Origin of the sequence: Mycobacterium shimoidei, assembly GCF_900417275.1 — a bacterium.
Classification (GTDB): domain Bacteria; phylum Actinomycetota; class Actinomycetes; order Mycobacteriales; family Mycobacteriaceae; genus Mycobacterium; species Mycobacterium shimoidei.
The window spans coordinates 1077360-1094646 of record NZ_UEGW01000001.1 but is presented as its reverse complement, the minus strand read 5'-3'; the positions used below and the strand labels follow the sequence as shown (position 1 = coordinate 1094646).

General features: G+C 67.5%; 12 protein-coding genes. 5 read left to right on the top strand and 7 right to left on the bottom strand.

The features are described from left to right. The 3 genes from murJ to MSP7336_RS05295 all read right to left on the bottom strand — a co-directional run bounded on the left by murJ (position 1) and on the right by MSP7336_RS05295 (position 6841). Positions 1-3648: a murein biosynthesis integral membrane protein MurJ gene (gene murJ, locus MSP7336_RS05305; protein WP_084226262.1), complete on the bottom strand. Its 3648-nt coding sequence runs from the start codon at positions 3646-3648 to the stop codon at positions 1-3. Next, complete coding sequence (locus MSP7336_RS05300) at positions 3645-6002, bottom strand: hypothetical protein (protein ID WP_113963209.1); 2358 nt, start codon at positions 6000-6002, stop codon at positions 3645-3647. Before MSP7336_RS05300 ends, murJ begins: the two co-directional genes overlap by 4 nt. A 92-nt stretch (positions 6003-6094) precedes the next feature. Continuing rightward, positions 6095-6841, bottom strand: coding sequence for an NUDIX hydrolase (locus tag MSP7336_RS05295; RefSeq protein WP_069394093.1), 747 nt, complete (start codon positions 6839-6841; stop codon positions 6095-6097). A 185-nt stretch (positions 6842-7026) separates the two neighbouring features. On the opposite strand from MSP7336_RS05295, the gene MSP7336_RS05290 reads away from it, so the two are divergent. Continuing rightward, positions 7027-8469 carry a CCA tRNA nucleotidyltransferase gene (locus MSP7336_RS05290; RefSeq protein ID WP_069394094.1) on the top strand — a complete coding sequence of 481 codons (1443 nt, stop codon included), beginning with the start codon at positions 7027-7029 and terminating at the stop codon, positions 8467-8469. 23 nt (positions 8470-8492) lie between these two features. Further along, positions 8493-9011: a pullulanase gene (locus MSP7336_RS05285; RefSeq protein WP_113963208.1), complete on the top strand. Its 519-nt coding sequence runs from the start codon at positions 8493-8495 to the stop codon at positions 9009-9011. A 107-nt stretch (positions 9012-9118) separates the two neighbouring features. Here MSP7336_RS05285 and MSP7336_RS05280 read toward each other — a convergent pair whose 3' ends face one another. Next, positions 9119-9892: a TIGR03084 family metal-binding protein gene (locus MSP7336_RS05280; protein WP_113963207.1), complete on the bottom strand. Its 774-nt coding sequence runs from the start codon at positions 9890-9892 to the stop codon at positions 9119-9121. Between the two features lie 224 nt (positions 9893-10116). Here MSP7336_RS05280 and MSP7336_RS05275 point away from each other — a divergent pair, with 224 nt between their 5' ends. Then, positions 10117-10932 (top strand): PE-PPE domain-containing protein, encoded by an 816-nt coding sequence (locus MSP7336_RS05275; protein WP_069394097.1) that lies wholly within the window; start codon positions 10117-10119, stop codon positions 10930-10932. Positions 10933-10936: 4 nt separating this feature from the next. Here MSP7336_RS05275 and MSP7336_RS05270 read toward each other — a convergent pair whose 3' ends face one another. Next, the gene (locus MSP7336_RS05270; protein WP_113963206.1) at positions 10937-12223 is read right to left on the bottom strand and encodes an MFS transporter; all 1287 of its coding nucleotides are present in this window, start codon (positions 12221-12223) and stop codon (positions 10937-10939) included. A 113-nt stretch (positions 12224-12336) separates the two neighbouring features. Between MSP7336_RS05270 and MSP7336_RS05265 the strand changes: the two genes are divergently transcribed. After that, complete coding sequence (locus tag MSP7336_RS05265; RefSeq protein ID WP_113964782.1) at positions 12337-12945, top strand: YqgE/AlgH family protein; 609 nt, start codon at positions 12337-12339, stop codon at positions 12943-12945. A 15-nt stretch (positions 12946-12960) separates the two neighbouring features. On the opposite strand, the gene MSP7336_RS05260 is transcribed toward MSP7336_RS05265, so the two are convergent. Further along, a complete protein-coding gene (locus MSP7336_RS05260) occupies positions 12961-13302 on the bottom strand; it encodes a hypothetical protein (protein WP_113963205.1) in 342 nt (113 codons plus the stop codon). Between the two features lie 26 nt (positions 13303-13328). Continuing rightward, positions 13329-14240, bottom strand: a complete 912-nt coding sequence (locus MSP7336_RS05255; RefSeq protein ID WP_113963204.1) for an LpqN/LpqT family lipoprotein — start codon at positions 14238-14240, stop codon at positions 13329-13331. A gap of 180 nt (positions 14241-14420) precedes the next feature. Between MSP7336_RS05255 and leuS the strand changes: the two genes are divergently transcribed. After that, complete coding sequence (gene leuS, locus MSP7336_RS05250; RefSeq protein WP_181786565.1) at positions 14421-17279, top strand: leucine--tRNA ligase; 2859 nt, start codon at positions 14421-14423, stop codon at positions 17277-17279. The last annotated feature ends 8 nt before the right edge of the window (positions 17280-17287 follow it).

The window sequence follows — 17287 nt, the reverse complement described above, 5'->3', positions numbered from 1 at the left end:
TCAGGAGGCTGCCTGCACAGTGATTTCGGATATTCCGGCTTCGCTTTTACCGTCGGTGGTGCCCAACGTGGAGATCCACACCAGCAGGTTCGACGTCGGCGCTGAGGCATTGACCTGGATGGTGTTGTGGCCGGGACGCACCGGCGTCGGCTGGGTCAGCGCGGTGGTGTCCTCCAGCTTGGCCGGGCTCGAGGTCGGCGCCGAGCGGATCTGGATCTTGGTGCCGGTGCTGGTGATGTCGACAGAAACTGCGCCCACAGTGGTGGGCTGGGGGAGCTGAAGCAGCAGTCCCACACCGTCCTTGAAGCTGGGGAACGGCACGGCGTCGGTGTAAATGTCAGTGGTCCAGAGTGTGGCCGGGTTCCCGTCGATCGCCTGCCCGGCCTGGCTCGGATTGTCAGCCTCCCCGCCGGGTGAGAAAACGGTGGCTCGGGTGGGTTTGACGATGCTGCCCGACGGCGCCGGGCTGCTTTCCGCCGACGAGCTCGACGAGGGGGAGTTGAGGCCGAGCCGGTCTTTGTCCAGGCCGCCGTTGAGGTCACCGAAGATTCGCCCGAGCACCGACGCCAGCACCAGCAGCGCGACCACGATGACGGCGACACCGGCGCCGACCCCGATCATCACGTTGCGTCGCCGCCGCAGCCGAGCTTCCTCGTCGATCGGCCCCGTCGAGCGGGCCACGCCCGGCCGCGGGGGAGACGGCTCTTCCTCGTCGACAGGTGTCAGCAAGTCGGTGCGGTCAGCCACCGCCGTTGCCTGCTGCAACAGGTTCAAAAGCGTTGCCGCACTGCGGATAGCGTCGCCTTTGAGGGAGTGAGTGGCGGCCGCAGAGATTTGGAACGGAATCTCGCGATCGATCACCCGAGGTTCGATGGGCTGCCCGGCGGCATCACGATCGGCCGGTGCCAGGCCGCTGCGCACCCCGGACTCGGGCAATGGCCACCGGTTGACCAGCAGCGCGTAGAGCGCAGCGCCGATTCCGCGGATGTCGGCTTCGGGGGTGGCGTTGGGCATGCACGCCGGGAACGCCAACACCACGTCGCCCTCGATGCTGACCCGCACCCGGCTGGGGTGATCGATTGATAATGCGACGCCGGCATGATGGGCCGCCTCGGCCGCGGCGGCAAGCGTTTGCATGGCCCGGGCGGCGCCGACCGCCGACGGAGACGTGTTGGCCACCTCCTGCAGCGAGCCGCCGCGGATCCATTCGGCTACCACCAATCCGTGGTGACCGGTGTTGACGACGTCGAGCACCCGGGCGATACCGGGTTTGTCGATCTGGCTCAGCCGCAAGGTGCGGGACAAGATGTCGCGGGTAGCCGCCTCGCCCAGAGTCCCGCCGGGATCGACGAACGTGAGCGCCACCTGGCGGTCCAAGGCAGTGTCGAGTGCTTGCCAGAACTGCAAAGCCGGTGCGCCACCGTGGAAAACCAACAGACGGTAGCGGCCCCCGGCGATGCTGGCGCCGGGCACGAGCTGAGCGTCATCGGGGGACGCTGACGGTTCGACCGGCGGGGCATGAGGGTCGATCGGGTCTGGCTCGGCCGCGTGGTCACGGGAGCTGCGCGCCGACCCCGCCGGCAGGTCGCCGTTCGCCGGCCCGGAAGGCGGGACCGCCGACACCGTGCCGACCTGACGATCGGCCGGAACGTCCGGCTGGAAGTCGTCCGGAGACTGCGGCGACGGCTCGGCGCCGGACGCAGGCTTGGAGGAGGTGCTGTGCGGTGGGCCCTCAGTCACCTCCGGTCCTTTCCCGAGTTCCGTCCTGGCTACGTGTCGCGCCGGCCCGCGCCGGATGGGTTCGGCGACCGGGTGACCCCCCGGCGCGGACCAATTCCTCTGCTCAGGGTACGGGACCGCGCCGCGGCCGGACAGGTGATCGGATCGTGCAGCCCGACCGGGGGCTAACTTGCCGGCGTCGCCAGGTTTCCCGCCGCCGAGCCAGCGCCGGCAGGCGGCCACCGCGGCGTGCGCCTCCGGTACTTCGCCACGCAGCATGATCACGACGATGATCGGCACCATGATCACCGCCAGCACGAAAAGCCGCAGCAGCGACCCCGCCCCGCCGCCGTAGCTGGTCAGCGCCTCCAGCCCCATCAATTGGTCCACGACGTGCGCGATCAGTCCGGCCAGCAGCGAGCCGGTGATCGTCACCAGCACCGTGCGCACCTCCGCCGCGCCTACCAGATGACCTCGTGGCGGGCGCAGCGCATTGCGCAGCAAGTAGTAGCCGACGATGGCGCCGGCCAGGAAGCCCAGGCCGTTGGCGAAGCCCAGGTAACCGGCGACGAGTTGCGATTCGTCGGTGAGATAGGGCGCGAGCAGCGACCCGACGATCTTGACGGTTGTGATGACAAGGACGATCACGATCGGTATCCACGGCTGCTCGCGGGCGTAGAAAACGCGCAGCTGCAACAGCACCAGCGAATATGGGATCAGCGTGAACGCCGACAGGGTGATCGCGGCGCCCAGATAGCCGGCGTCGATCTCGCCGAAACGACCGTAGGCGAACAGCGCGCTGCCGATCGCGGGCCCGCCGACTGTCATGAATGCCACGATCGGGATCAGCGTGATCATGGTCAGCCGGGTAGCCAGCGACAGGTCGGCCAGTACGGCTTCGGTGTCGTCGGCCGCCGCGTTGCGGCTCAGCCGTGGCATCACCACCGTCAATACCGTCACGCCGATCATGCCGAACGGCAGCATCAGCACCAGCCAGGTGTAGTTGTAGATCGCCGGCCCGGACGCCGCTGCGGTACTGGCGATCTGGTTGCCGACCACCAGGCCGAGCTGGCTGATCAGCACGTAGAACACCATCGCGGCGGCCATGGCCCCGAAGCGTTTGAGCCGATCGTCGATCCCCCACAGCGGGCGAAGGCTGATGCGCTGGCGCCGCACGGCGACCAGCAGTACCGCAGCCTGCACGACGACGCCCAGGGTGGTGCCGATGCCCAGCACCAGCAACTTGGCGTTGCCCATCCGCACCGGGTCGACGGAGAGCTGACCGGGCACCGCCAAATAGACGGCCAGTGTGGCGATCGCGACGACGTTGTTGACGACGGGCGCCCAAGCCGGCGGCCCGAACACGTTGCGCGTGTTGAGAATTGCCATGAACACCGACGACAGGCCGTAGAAAATCACCTGCGGCAACAGCAGGTAGGCGAACGCGGTGGTGAGCGGCTCGTTGACTTGGGGTTGGCGGCCCAGCATCAGTCGCACCAGCAGCGGCGCCGCCGCCACCGAGAGCAGCGTGGTGACCAACAGCACGGTGGTGGCCAGCGTGACGAGACGGCGCACAAATGCCGCGCCGCCGTCGGCGTCGTCTTGCTCTGCCCGGGCGAGGACCGGCACGAAGATCGCCGTGAACGTGGCTTCCAGGACCAAAGCCGCGATCATGTTCGGCAGTTGATTGGCCACCGAGAAGGCGCTGGAGAGTGCCGCACCCAGGATCGCCGCCAACAGCACGATGCGGGCGAACCCGGTGAGCCGGCTGACCAGCGTCGCGAACGCCATCGCCCAGGAGCGTGACACCACGGCCGCGTCGGAGAGCTCGGGACGTGGCGCAGGCGTCACCCGCGACGACTGGGGAGGGGGCAGCGGTCGCCGCGGCCGGTGCGCCGGCGGCGGCACGCGCCGACCGGCGGCATTCATACCCGGTGCTCCTCGATCGGGCGCGCGTCTTCGGTGAGGTCGACACCGCCGGGTTTCGGGCGGTCGAGATCGGCCGGGTCGGGTTGGCCGCGGAAGCGGTGCCACAGCCGTCGTCCCGCCAGCGTCACCAGCACCGCCGCGGCGGTCAGCGTGATCGCGAACAGCACCTTCCCGTAGGCGTTGGAGTGCACCGACAGGCGCACCGGGTCGCCGAGCGGCACACCGTCCGGGGTGCTCAGCGACACGTCGACGGCGACGCGCTGAGTGAAGTTGACTTCGATCGGCACTCGCACCGGAAGATAGCCGGGTGGCAGCTCGATTTCGCCGGGGTCGGTGACGGTCATGCCGGGCGGGGCGTCGACGTGGAGCCGGACCCGGATCGGGACCGCCAGGCCGTTATGCAGTGCCAGCGGCAGCGGGCTGTGCTCGGTGGCCAGCGTGTAGGAGCCGCCCGGGTTGACGATCGTGACCGCACCGAACAGGTCGTTGATCGTGGTGTCCACGATCTCCAGTCGCCGGTGGGCCAACCCATTGCGGGTGTCCGGGCGCTCGGATTGGCTGACCGCACGCAGCATGTCTTCCCGTAACGGCGCGGTGTAGCTGACGCCGGTCAGGCCGGTGCGTGTATCGGTGGTCACCGCCGAGGCCAGCTTCCACAGCCTGCCCAGCTCGCCGCTCATCTGGGCCACGATCACATTGTCGAACCGGCCGCGTTTGGGAGGTTCGGCCGCCACGTCGTCAGGATCGCCGGTTGCGGGCGGCACGCTTGAAGCATCAGCGATCAGGGCGGGCAGCGGTCGCGGCGTTGCCAGCCCGGAGCGGATGGCGGTGGCGAGCGTGCTCAGCACCGCTTCCGCGTCATCGGACTGCAACGTCCAGGTCGCCGGCGGCAGCAGAATTTCGGCGCGCTGCTCGACTTCGGGCTGCAGGCTGCGCCACAGCATCGACGCCAAAGCGTCCTGACGGCGCGCGGCCACGGAGTCGCGTCGTAGCCGGACAGCCAGCGACGCATCCAAGTAATTCGGGGAGACTGGATCGCTGCCCGCCGCCGCCAACGCGGCGCCGACGGTCGGGTCGAACGGCGCGGTGACGACCTGCGGCGAGATCCGTCGCGGCGCGATGTTCGCGGTGGCGGGCCGGCCGGCGTCGTCTTCGGCGGCGCAGGGCGCCGCGGCGATCGCGACGGTATTGGGGGTATTGGGGTTGCGGCTCAGCAGGTCTACGGTGCGGCGGGTCAACACGCCTTCGGAGATCAAGGTGGCGCCCCGAACCGAGCTGATGCCAAGGATCTCGTCGATGATGTCGCTCGAGCTACTGGTCGCCGTCGCGCTGAGGGCCGAGTCGCCGACCCGCTGCACGACGTCGAGGTCGGCCTGTGCGTAGGGAACCGGCGCGACGCACATGCGGTGCGCCAGTGCGCGCAATCGGTTCAGCCAGGCCGCCGCCGCGGCCTGACCGGCGCCGGGGTGTGCGGGCGCGCCCGGGCCGATGGCTTCGGGGGAGTCCGACACCAGGTAGCCACCGGTCATCGCGTTGACGGTGACCAGAAGGTCGGGGTCGACAGCCAAGCACAGCGAACGCCCGACGGCACCGTCGGGATCGACCTCGCCGCTGGTCGCGAACTCGGCGGCGGACAACAAAATGTCCAGCCGGCCACCGTTGGCCAGCGATGTCGCCAGCTCGTCGTCCATCAACCGCACCGGAATGGTGCCGCCGGGCACACCCGGCGACAACCGCGGCCGGTCCGCCAACGGCCACAGCATGGTCACCTGTACCGGCTTGGAGGTGTCGGGTGCGACGACGGAGGAAAACGCGTCCGCGGAGGTGTCGGTGGGGTCGGCGGGCACGCCCACCACCGGCAACAGGAAGCGGGCGTTGTCCAGCCGGGCCGGTTCCCCGTAGTCGGGTGTCCCGTTGACGTTGACCAGCAGCGGGTAGACCCCGGGCTCGTCGATGCCCAGCGACGGGCCGTTCGCCGAACGCAGCGGCGCCGACAGCGTGAAACCGGCCACCTGGCCGCGCTGCAGTTCACCCGCGACCGTGAGGAAATCCGCGATCGGCTGGTATTGGTCGGTGCTGCCGTCGAGGTTGGTACGCAAACCCGCCGAGGAGTGCACCGGTGTGGCTCGCTCGAGGCGGACCATCACGTCGCGCACCGGCCGGTCGCCGACGTTGGTCACCACTCCGGTGACGGAGACGACGGGCTCGCTGGTGGTGGTGACCACGTTAGGGGTCACCTGGTCGACTCGAATTTGCACAAATGGGGTCGTGCCGGGCTCGCCCGCGACGGCCGGTGGCGCGACGGTGGGAACAATAAGCACGGCCCCTAGACCAGCCAGGATGCCGGCCACCATGGCGAGGCGCTGCAGCCCGGCCCGCCCGTGGCGATCGCAAGCGCGGCGAAGCCGGGCGCAGCGGGTCGCCACTGGGAACAGCCGCGGCGTTCTCACGGCCCTGGACCGCGACCGTTCTTCGCGCCCGGCAGGTTGTCGTCGCGGCGACGGTGGTGGGCGCGGGAATGCGTCTGCGGCCGCCGTCGCGGCGAAGTGGGCGGCAACGGTGGCAACGCGGCCGGTCCGTCGGTCTGCAGCTTGTCGATCAGCTCGTCGGCCACCTCGGCGAGCCGCCGTTCGTCGGCGTAGGCCAGCCTGGACGCCAGATCACGGATCGGCACCCACGCCACCTCGGCGACCTCGAGGTCTTCATCGGACAACTCCCCGCCCGAGCACCGCATCAGGTAGTGATGCACGGTCTTGTGCACCCGCCGCCCGTCGGTGACAAACCAGTAGTCGATGCTGCCGAGCGCGGCCAGCACGCTGCCCCGAATTCCGGTCTCCTCGGCGACTTCCCGGATCGCGGTCTGCTCGGCAGTTTCGCCGAGTTCGATGTGCCCCTTGGGCAACGACCACAGCATGCGGCCGCGGCGATCGACACGACCGATGAGCGCGGCAACCTGGTCCTCGCGTGGCCCGTCGATGCCGGCGATAACCAGCCCGCCCGCGGATGTTTCGTGCACGGTACGCAAGCGCTCGGGACCACGTTTGCCGGAGCGGGAACGGCCCGATTTAGCCGAGCCGGTGGCTTTGCCGTCGACTTTTCCGTTCTGAGTGCGGATTTCGGGCGGCCCGGCACGGCGCCGGCTCCTACGTCGATTGCGGCGCCGGCGTGGTTGGGCTTGTTCGCCGTCCGACACCCAAGCGATAGTAGCTGGCACGACCAAGCCCCTCCGGACGTACTCGCCGCTGGCGCACGATTGGTGCTGGATTGTTGTGCTCCTGCGCCATCGGCCCGGCCGCATCGTCGCACGACTGTGTTCGATGGTCGTGCTCCTCCGCGGCCGTATCCGGCCGCATCGTCGCACGACTAGGCTCATCGAACGTGCCCGACACTGCCCAGGACGCCGACCTGCTGACCGCGGCCGCCGTTGCGCTGAACAGGTATGCCGACCTGTTGCGCGAACTCGGCTCGTTGTTCGCCGCGTCCGGTCACGAGCTGTATCTCGTGGGCGGTTCGGTGCGCGATGCGCTGCTGCAGCGGCTGAGCCCCGATTTGGATTTCACGACCGACGCGCATCCCGAGCAGGTGCAGCAAATCGTGCGGCCGTGGGCCGATGCGCTCTGGGACACCGGGATCGAGTTCGGCACCGTCGGTGTGGGCAAGGGCGATCACCGCTTGGAGATCACCACCTTCCGGGCCGACCGCTACGACCGGGTGTCGCGCAATCCGGAGGTTTGCTTCGGTGACCGCCTCGAGGAGGATCTGGTGCGCCGCGATTTCACGGTCAACGCGATGGCGGTGCGCGTCAACGCCGACGGACTGGGCGAATTCGTCGACCCCCTAGGGGGTTTGGCGGCGCTTCGCGCCGGGGTGCTCGACACTCCCGCGACGCCGTCGGAGTCCTTCGGCGACGACCCATTGCGGATGCTGCGTGCCGCCCGGTTCGTTTCGCAACTCGGGTTCAGCATCGCCCCGCGGGTGCGCGAGGCGATCGTCGAGATGGCGCCGGAGCTCGGGCGTATCACTGCCGAACGGGTGGCCGCCGAGCTGGACAAGCTGCTGCTCGGTGACGACCCCGTCGCCGGGATCGAGCTGCTGGTGCAAACCGGCATGGGTGAAGTCGTGCTCCCCGAAGTCGGCGGCATGCAGATGGCCATCGACGAACACCACCAGCACAAAGATGTCTACCGGCATTCGCTGACCGTGCTGCGGCAGGCGATTGACCTCGAGGATGAGGGCCCCGATTTGGTGCTGCGCTGGGCGGCGTTGTTGCACGACATCGGCAAACCCGCCACCCGCCGCCACGAGCCGGACGGCGGCGTGAGTTTTCACCACCACGAGGTGGTGGGCGCCAAGATGGCCCGCAAGCGGTTACGGGCGTTGAAGTACTCCAAGCAGATGATCGACGACGTCTCGCAACTGGTGTATCTGCATCTGCGCTTCCACGGCTACGGGGACGGCAAGTGGACCGATTCGGCGGTGCGCCGCTACGTCACCGACGCCGGTCCGCTGCTGCCCAAACTGCACAAGCTGGTTCGGGCCGACTGCACCACCCGCAACAAGCGGCGCGCGGCCCGGCTGCAGGCCAATTACGACGAGCTCGAGGCACGAATCGCCGAGTTGGCCGTCAAGGAAGACCTGCAGCGGGTCCGGCCAGACCTGGACGGCCACGAGATCATGAAGTTGCTGGACATTCCGCCCGGCCCGCAGGTCGGTGAGGCCTGGAACTATCTGAAGGAGCTCCGGATGGACCGCGGACCGCTGTCCCGCGAGGAGGCGACGGCCGAACTGCTGGCCTGGTGGAAAGCGCGCGGGAACCGTTAACGACGGCGCCGCGTCTGACCAGCATGGAGTATTGCTTGGGCGTCGGGGACGGCGCGGCACGGATCTGGGATGGTCAGCCCGACCTCGACCTCGACGGTGACGGGCGCTTCGAGGCGATCGGCTTGGACTTCGACGGCGACGGCCTGCGCGACGACGCGTTGGCCGACTTCGACGGCGACGGGATCGCCGACCACGCCGTGCTGGACCTCGACAACGACGGCACGCCGGAAAGCTACTTCACCGACAACGGCACCGGGACGTGGTCGGTAGCGGCGGAGCCAGGAAGTAAAGGCGGACAACTGCGTTGGTTCGGCCTCGACGGTGTCGAGCAGACCGGCGGGCCGATGGTCGACTTCGACGGCGACGGTCAGATCGACGACCGGCTGCTCGACACCGACGGCAACGGACTGGCCGATCAGGTGATGTGTGCCGACGAGACCGGCGTGACGGGATATGTCGACACCGACGGCGACGGCCGGTGGAACGTCCGGCTCACCGACACCGATGGCGACGGCACCGCCGACGGCGCCACCGAGCTGTAGCCGTCGAGTTACGCGAAAACACTTGCAGCAAAGCTGCTTTCGACGCAGCCCCTATCGCCCAGGGCGGGGTTGGTGGGCCCTGTCTCTCTTCGCGCGCGACTGCGCGCTCATCGCCCAGGGCCCGGTGGGCCGGCGAAAGCCTGCGCGATCTCCAGCCAGCGCTGTGCGTCGGCGCCTTCGGCGGAGACGTCCAGAGTGTCGCGCGGCCGGCGCTGCGTGACCAGAAAGCAGAAGTCCTCGGCGCTACCGGTCACCCGCTGAGCAGCATCCGGCGGACCCCATGTCCACAGTTCACCGTCTGGAGCCCGCAGCTCGACGAAGAACGGGTCGGTCGGCGGCGGCAGCCCGTTGATGGTGAACGCGTAGTCGCGGGTCCGCACGCCGATGTGCGCAATGGACCGTAGCCGCGCGGTGGGTCGGCGCGTCACGCCAAGGGCGTCAGCGACGTCAAGACCGTGCGCCCAGGTTTCCATCAACCGCGCCGTTGCCATCGACGCCGCACTCATCGGCGGCCCGAACCAGGGCAGCTTGCGGCCGTCGGGCACGGCCAACAACTCGTCATGCAGCCGGGCGCGGGTGGTGCGCCACTCGGAGAGCAGCTGCGCGGGTGCGCTGGCCGCGCCTTCTTCGGCGGCGGCGTCGACGAAGCCGGTCGGGTCGGCCGCCGCCTCCTCCAGCACCTTGGCAAAGCCGGCTTCGTCGGTAACGGCGGTCAGCGCGAGGCGGTCGGTCCACAGCAGGTGGGCGATCTGGTGTGCAATCGTCCAGCCCGGGGCGGGCGTCGCAGCCGCCCATCGATCGTCGGGAAGGGGCGCCACCAGCGCGTCGAGCTCATCGCTCTCAGCGCGCAGATCGTCGACTATCGCGGCTGCGCCGGCCATGGCGCGTACTCTAACGGCTGGCGCCACCGCCTTCCGCCCGGGCTGCCGCCGAAATTGTCGATTCGGGCCCACGCCAGCGAAGTGTTGGTATTCTCTGCACCCGCTGGAGGTTGATGACCGCACTAGCGAAGCAGGGGGATTTTTTTTGGTGCGCTGCCACGCATTCCTGCACAGCATTGGCGAATTTATATGGGGTCAGCTCGCGCGGAACCGGAGAACAGGTAATGAGTAAGGCGGCGATTACCGCAGCGTTCGCGGCGCCATTGGTGGCAGGCGCCGCGGTGTATTCGACGACCTTTGGAAATATTCGTCATTCCGATTATGAATTGACCAGCGAAGCGCTGGTTATGATTCCGGCAGAAAACCAAGAATGGCTCGATGTAACGAACACCTTGTATCTCCAGCCGCACGGTTTCGACGGCACCCCGACGTGGCTTCAGGTACCGGAAACCTATAACCTGGATGCGAGCGTCAGGGATGCCTCGAACATTCTGATAGATGCGGTCCAAAGCCGCTGGGACGCTGGGGAATTCAGCGTAGACGATCCGCTTTACATATTCGGTTACTCGCAGGCGGCCGTGGTGGGCGGAATGGTTCAGGACGACCTATACGACTACGGCATACCCTCGGACGCTTTGCATTTCATTCTGGTGGGCGACAGCGCGTCGGCTCATGGAGGATTTCTCAACGAGTTCATAGACTGGCTTCCAGAATGGATGCGAGAGCCCATGATCGCCTACATTCAGCTGAACCACGCGGGTTCGGTGCTGGGCGAGGTGACCCCCAATAATTTTTATCCGACGGATGTCTATACCCTCACCGGGGACGGCTGGGCGAATTGGGATGACGGCGCCAACATGGGCGGGCTTTTTACCGAGCATCTGGCGTATCTGGGTTTGACGCCGGAGGAGGTCGACTCCGCGACCCCGCTGATGGACGGTCTAACCACGTACTGGACCATCGACAGCGCAGAAGTGGACCTCTGGTCAGCCCTGTGGAACGGATTCTTGATCGGGATATCGCCGTTCTTCCAGTTCTGATGAGTTATCGCCGCCGACCGACGAACGCGTGTACGGCGAGCCCGCCCAGGTAGAGCAGTGACCCGGCCAGCACCAACCCGGGGGCATGCCCGTCGGCGGGTATGACGATCGCCGCCACGGTGACCGCCACGATGAACGAGACCCAGAACACCGAGTCCTGCACCGCGAAGACATGTCCGCGCAGCGCGTCGTCGACATCGACTTGCATCGCGGTATCGGTGCACAACTTGACCACCTGTCCGGCCACGGCGAGGAAGAATCCGCACACCACCATCACCGGCACATGCAGGCCAACCCCGGCGACCTGGATGCCCGCCGCAATCGCCAATGCGCCGTTGGCCGCGGTGTAGCGTCCCCATCGCCGCACCACGATCGGGGTCAAGGCGTTGGCCAGAAACGAGCCGGCGCCCGCCGCGGCGACGAACAACACCGCACTACCGAGCCCACCGACGGACACGCCACCGGTGTGGCGGACCAACAGCAGCACCAGCAGCGTGTTGACCCCGAACACCATGCGATGGGTCGCCAGCCCGGCCAGGGTCGCGGTCACCGTTGGGCGGGCCAGCGTGGTGCGCGCGCCGTGCAGCCACCCGGTGACCACCAGGTAGAGGACCGATCCGTGAATGGCACGTTTGGTGTCGTCGGGCCCGAGGACGCGGGCAGCGAACCGCAGTGACAGCAGCAGCGCGATCGAGACCGGGACCATCGCCAGAGTGATGATGGCGGCTGCTCCGTGGTCGCCGCTGCCGAAAAGCCAGCGTGGCACCAACATGAAGTTCGCGCCCGCGAACGCCGCGACCGCGCCCACCGCGGTGGCGATCGAATTCATCGTCACCACCTCTTCGCGCGGCACCAGGTGCGGCAGCGCCGCCGACAAACCGGAGGAGACGAACCGCCCGAAGCCGTTGACGATCAGAGCGCCGCACAAGACGGCCGGGTCACTCGTCCCGAGGGCCAACAGGCCCGCGACCGCACCCACCGACCCCAGCCGGCCCAGGTTCGCGCCGACCAGGACCAGCCGGCGATCCCAGTGATCCAACAGCGCGCCGGCGAACGGGCCCAGCAGGGAGTAGGGCAGGAACAGCACCGCGAACGCGCTTGCGATCGCCAGCGGGCTGGCGGCACGTTCCGGATTGAACAACAAGGCCCCCGCCAGACCCGCCTGGAAGAGGCCGTCACCGAACTGGCTCACGGCGCGCAGCTCCAGCAGCCGCTGGAAATCGCGCAGACTGCGCAGCGACCGCCAGACCGCGACGGACGGGCGGGTGTGAGTCACTGGACCTACTTCCACGGTGCGGCCAGGCGGCCTACCGCCGCGCCTGAGACCCCGAAAAACCAGACTACAAATATCGAACAGCGCGCGGCTTGTTAGCCACGTCGACCTCGCGTGGATGCGATGATGGTCTGGTGGCGCAGCACGAAGATCCCGAGGACTATGTCGCCCCCACCGCGCACCGGGTGCGGGCGGGCACCCTGCTGCTGGCCAACATCGATCTTCTGGAGCCGACCTTTCGCCGCAGCGTGATCTACATCGTCGAGCACAACGAGGGCGGCACCTTGGGGGTGGTGCTCAACCGACCCAGCGAGACCGCCGTCTACAACGTGCTGCCCCAGTGGGCGAAGCTGGCGGCCAAGCCCAAAACGATGTTCATCGGCGGGCCGGTGAAACGTGACGCGGCGCTGTGCTTGTCGGTGCTGCGGGTCGGCGTCGAGCCGGACGGTATACCGGGCCTGCGGCACGTGGCCGGCCGATTGGCGATGGTCGATCTCGGCGCGGATCCCGATGCGATAGCCCCGCTGGTCGAAGGTGTGCGGATCTTTGCCGGGTACTCGGGGTGGACAATCGGGCAGCTCGAGGGCGAGATCGAGCGCGACGACTGGATTGTGTTGTCGGCATTGCCGTCTGACGTTTTGGTGCCGCCCCGGGTGGATCTGTGGGGCCGGGTGCTGCGACGCCAGCCGCTACCGCTGTCCCTGCTCGCCACCCACCCGATCGATCTCAGCCGCAACTGAATTCGTTGCCAGCTGTCAGCGGCAGGGCAAGGTGCAGCTCGCGCAGTCGCCCGCGCAGTGTGCTGCGGCCGCTTCACGACGCAGCGCATACCGTGCGCTCTGCCACGACCCCACGGCCACGGTGCCCACCGCGCCTGCGACGCAGACACCGACCAGCACGACGGCTGCCCGGTGCGGCCCGGCCAGCGCCACCGCACCGCCGGCCGTGAGCATGACCGCCGCGGCAAGCTGAGTCGGCGCAATCGAACGCGTGACCCATTGCGGGTCGTCGGCAGCACCCGACCTCGACAACGACCGCAACCCGAGCACGCCAGACACGAGCGCTGCACACAGGCAGACGACTCCCGCGATCAGCATGGGATCACGATACGAGGCACCGAAAGTCAGTGCGCGGCGGGAGGGACTCCCGGGACGTGCGGCAGCGGGGCCAGGCCGGGCATGCCGGCAGCGGGTGCGGACGGCACGGCAGGTGCCGGTGGCGTGGTGGCCGAAGCGGCACCGGGCACACTCACCCGGAACCCGTTGACAATCGCGTCGGTGGCCGGCGCGTCGGCGACGGCTTGGGTGACACCGGTCGTCACCGCCAGCGACACCAGATACTGGTCGGGTCCGGCGGCGGCAATGACATGGCGCCGAGATGTGTTGAGCGTCATATCGTTCTGGCGGTATGTGCCTTCGATGACCGACGACGGGAACCCGCAGAAGTCGGCCAGGCTGGCGTTGGTGGTCTGCCACGCCGGCAGTTGCTGGCTGTCGACGAACCCGTGGGTGATGGCCTCGCGCGGGTCGAAGTTGCCGATCAACTTGTACACCACGACCTGCGCGTTCGACGTGTACAGGCTATTGCGGGTGGGCGAGCGGTCGGCGATGACCGCGAACGCGTCAGGCACGTTGGGGTCGGGTACCGGCGTCCAACGCGGCGGCAGCGGCAGGGTGATATCGAGCGCTTTCAAGTTCTGTGGTTGTTGCGGTTCGAGTTTGACGCCATTGCTGTCGAAGTATTCGCGCAGCGTTCCGCTGGTGGCCGGGACGATCGTCGGTGGTGCCGGCGCCGCCACGGGCAGGGGCGCAGCAACTTGGCTCGGCGCCGACGGAGCTGCACCCGGGATGGCGCTGCCGACGTAGCCCAGGGTGTTCGGCGACGCGTAAGGCGGCGTGGGAACGGGTGCGGGGGTGGGCGCGGGGGAGAACACCGGGTCTGCAGCTGCGGTCGCGCAGGCAAATCCCACCAGCCCCACGACACCGACAGCAGTGCTTGCCACCAGTACCCGCAAGCTGCGGGCGATCTGCATCATGAGAGTCGGTCCTTCCCAACGGTGCGGCCTTGACGGCGACTGTAACCAGGGGCGACGGGCGCAGCCAGGCTTGGAATAGACCTGGAATAGACCTGGAATGAACCTCTGATCGGTCCGCGACGGAACCGAGACCATCTCGTGGCCGGCAGGGGCCGAGCGTGGCCCTTATACCCTGTGCAAGTGACCGAATCCCCGATCGAGCCCGACTCCGAAGTGCCGCGGTACCGCTACACCGCGGAGCTGGCCCGTCACATCGAACAGACCTGGCAGGACAACTGGGCCAGGTGGGGAACGTTCAACGTGGCCAACCCGGTCGGGTCGCTGGCGCCGACGGACGGCTCGACGGTGCCCGAGGACAAGATGTTCGTCCAGGACATGTTCCCCTATCCATCGGGGGAGGGTCTGCACGTCGGCCACCCGCTGGGCTATATCGCCACCGATGTGTACGCCCGCTACTTTCGGATGACGGGCCATAATGTGCTGCACGCGCTGGGTTTCGATGCTTTCGGTTTGCCCGCCGAGCAGTACGCGGTGCAAACCGGCACCCACCCGCGTGAACGCACCGAGGCCAACATCGTCAACTTCCGGCGTCAGCTGGGCCGGCTCGGTTTCGGCCATGACGCCCGACGAAGCTTTTCCACCACTGACGTCGAGTTCTACAAGTGGACGCAGTGGATTTTCCTGCAGATCTACAATGCCTGGTTCGATGTCGACGCCAACAAGGCTCGGCCCATCGCCGAGCTGATCGCGGAATTCGAATCTGGCGCGCGGACTTTAGATGACGGGCGGGATTGGTCGACGTTGTCCGCCGGTGAGCGGGCCGACGTGATCGATAGTCACAGACTGGTGTATCAGGCAGATTCGATGGTCAACTGGTGTCCGGGCCTGGGCACCGTGCTGGCCAACGAAGAGGTCACCGCCGACGGGCGTAGTGACCGCGGCAACTTTCCGGTGTTCCGGAAACGGTTGCGGCAGTGGATGATGCGGATCACCGCCTACGCTGAGCGGTTGCTCGACGACCTCGAGCTGCTGGACTGGCCGGAGAAGGTCAAGACCATGCAGCGCAACTGGATCGGTCGCTCCACCGGAGCAGCCGCGCTGTTCAGCAGCCCTGCCGGCGATATCGAGGTCTTCACCACCCGACCCGACACCCTGTTCGGCGCCACCTATCTGGTACTTGCCCCCGAGCATGAGCTGGTCGACCGGCTGGCCGCCGCCGATTGGCCGGCCGGCGTGGACCCGCGCTGGACGTTCGGAGCGGGCACACCCGTTGCCGCCGTTGCCGCCTACCGCAAGGCCATCGCGGCCAAATCTGATTTGGAACGCCAGGAAAACAAGGCGAAAACCGGTGTGTTCCTTGGCAACTACGCCATCAACCCGGCCAACGGCCAACAGGTGCCGATTTTCATCGCCGACTATGTGCTGGTCGGCTACGGCACCGGGGCGATCATGGCGGTACCGGGCCATGATCAGCGGGACTGGGAGTTCGCCCGCGAGCTCGGCCTGCCGATCGTCGAAGTCATTACCGGCGGCGACATTTCCCAGGCCGCCCACACCGGTGACGGCGTGCTGGTGAACTCTGACTATCTCGACGGGATGGACGTCGCCACGGCCAAGGAGGCCATCACCGCGCGGCTGGAATCCGAGGGGCGCGGCTGGGCCCGCGTCGAGTACAAGTTGCGGGACTGGCTGTTCGCGCGGCAGCGATATTGGGGTGAGCCGTTTCCGATCGTTTACGACGAGGACGGACGGCCGCACGCGCTGGACGAGTCCGCGTTGCCGGTGGAGCTGCCCGACGTCCCGGACTACTCGCCGGTGCTGTTCGACCCCGACGACGCCGATAGCGAACCGTCGCCGCCGCTGGCCAAGGCGACCGATTGGGTGCATGTCGAGCTCGACCTCGGCGACGGGCTGAAGTCCTACACCCGCGACACCAACGTGATGCCGCAGTGGGCCGGCAGCTCCTGGTACGAGTTGCGCTACGTTGACCCGCACAACCCGGATCGGTTCTGCGCCAAGGAGAACGAGGCGTACTGGATGGGTCCGCGACCGGCCGAGCACGGACCGGACGACCCGGGGGGTGTCGACCTTTACGTCGGCGGCGTCGAGCACGCCGTGCTGCACCTGCTGTACGCCCGGTTCTGGCACAAGGTTCTCTACGACCTGGGCCACGTCACCTCACGCGAGCCGTACCGCCGGCTGGTCAACCAGGGCTACATCCAGGCGTTCGCCTACACCGATGCCCGCGGCTCCTACGTGCCGGCCGCCGAGGTGATCGAACGCGACGGCAAGTTCTTCTACCCGGGACCGGACGGCGAGATCGAGGTTTTTCAGGAATTCGGCAAAATCGGTAAGAGCCTGAAGAATTCGATATCGCCCGACGAGATCTGCGACGACTACGGAGCCGACACGCTACGTGTCTACGAGATGTCGATGGGTCCACTGGAGGCGTCCCGGCCCTGGGCCACCAAGGATGTCGTGGGTGCGCACCGGTTTCTCCAGCGGGTATGGCGGCTGGTTGTCGACGAGCAGACCGGCGAAAACCGCGTCGACAATCATGCCGCGCTGCAACCCGATACGCTGCGGCCACTGCATCGCACCATTGCTGGTGTCTCCGAAGACTATGCGGCGCTGCGGAATAACACAGCGGTGGCCAAGCTGATCGAATACACCAATCACCTGACCAAGACCTACCGCGATGCGGTGCCGCGCGCAGCGGTCGAACCGCTGGTGCTGATGCTGGCGCCGTTGGCGCCGCATGTGGCCGAGGAGTTGTGGCAGCGGCTGGGCAACACCACCTCCCTCGCGCACGGACCGTTCCCGGTGGCCGACCCGGCCTATCTGGTCGACGACACCGTCGAATACCCGGTGCAGGTCAACGGCAAGGTACGCGGCAAGGTGGTGGTGGCCGCCGACGCCGACGCGGACACCCTGCAAGCCGCCGCGCTGGCCGACGAAAAGGTGCAGGCGTTCCTGTCGGGAGCCAAGCCGAAGAAGGTCATCGTGGTACCCGGCCGGCTGGTGAACCTCGTCGTCTAAAAGGTCTG

Coding starts and splice junctions, on each gene's coding strand:
- MSP7336_RS05275 (WP_069394097.1), top strand. CDS start 10,117: ATGAGTAAGGCGGCGATTACCGCAGCGTTCGCGGCGCCATTGGTGGCA.
- MSP7336_RS05300 (WP_113963209.1), bottom strand. CDS start 6,002: ATGGTGGCCGGCATCCTGGCTGGTCTAGGGGCCGTGCTTATTGTTCCC.
- MSP7336_RS05255 (WP_113963204.1), bottom strand. CDS start 14,240: ATGATGCAGATCGCCCGCAGCTTGCGGGTACTGGTGGCAAGCACTGCT.
- MSP7336_RS05280 (WP_113963207.1), bottom strand. CDS start 9,892: ATGGCCGGCGCAGCCGCGATAGTCGACGATCTGCGCGCTGAGAGCGAT.
- murJ (WP_084226262.1), bottom strand. CDS start 3,648: ATGAATGCCGCCGGTCGGCGCGTGCCGCCGCCGGCGCACCGGCCGCGG.
- MSP7336_RS05260 (WP_113963205.1), bottom strand. CDS start 13,302: ATGCTGATCGCGGGAGTCGTCTGCCTGTGTGCAGCGCTCGTGTCTGGC.
- MSP7336_RS05285 (WP_113963208.1), top strand. CDS start 8,493: ATGGAGTATTGCTTGGGCGTCGGGGACGGCGCGGCACGGATCTGGGAT.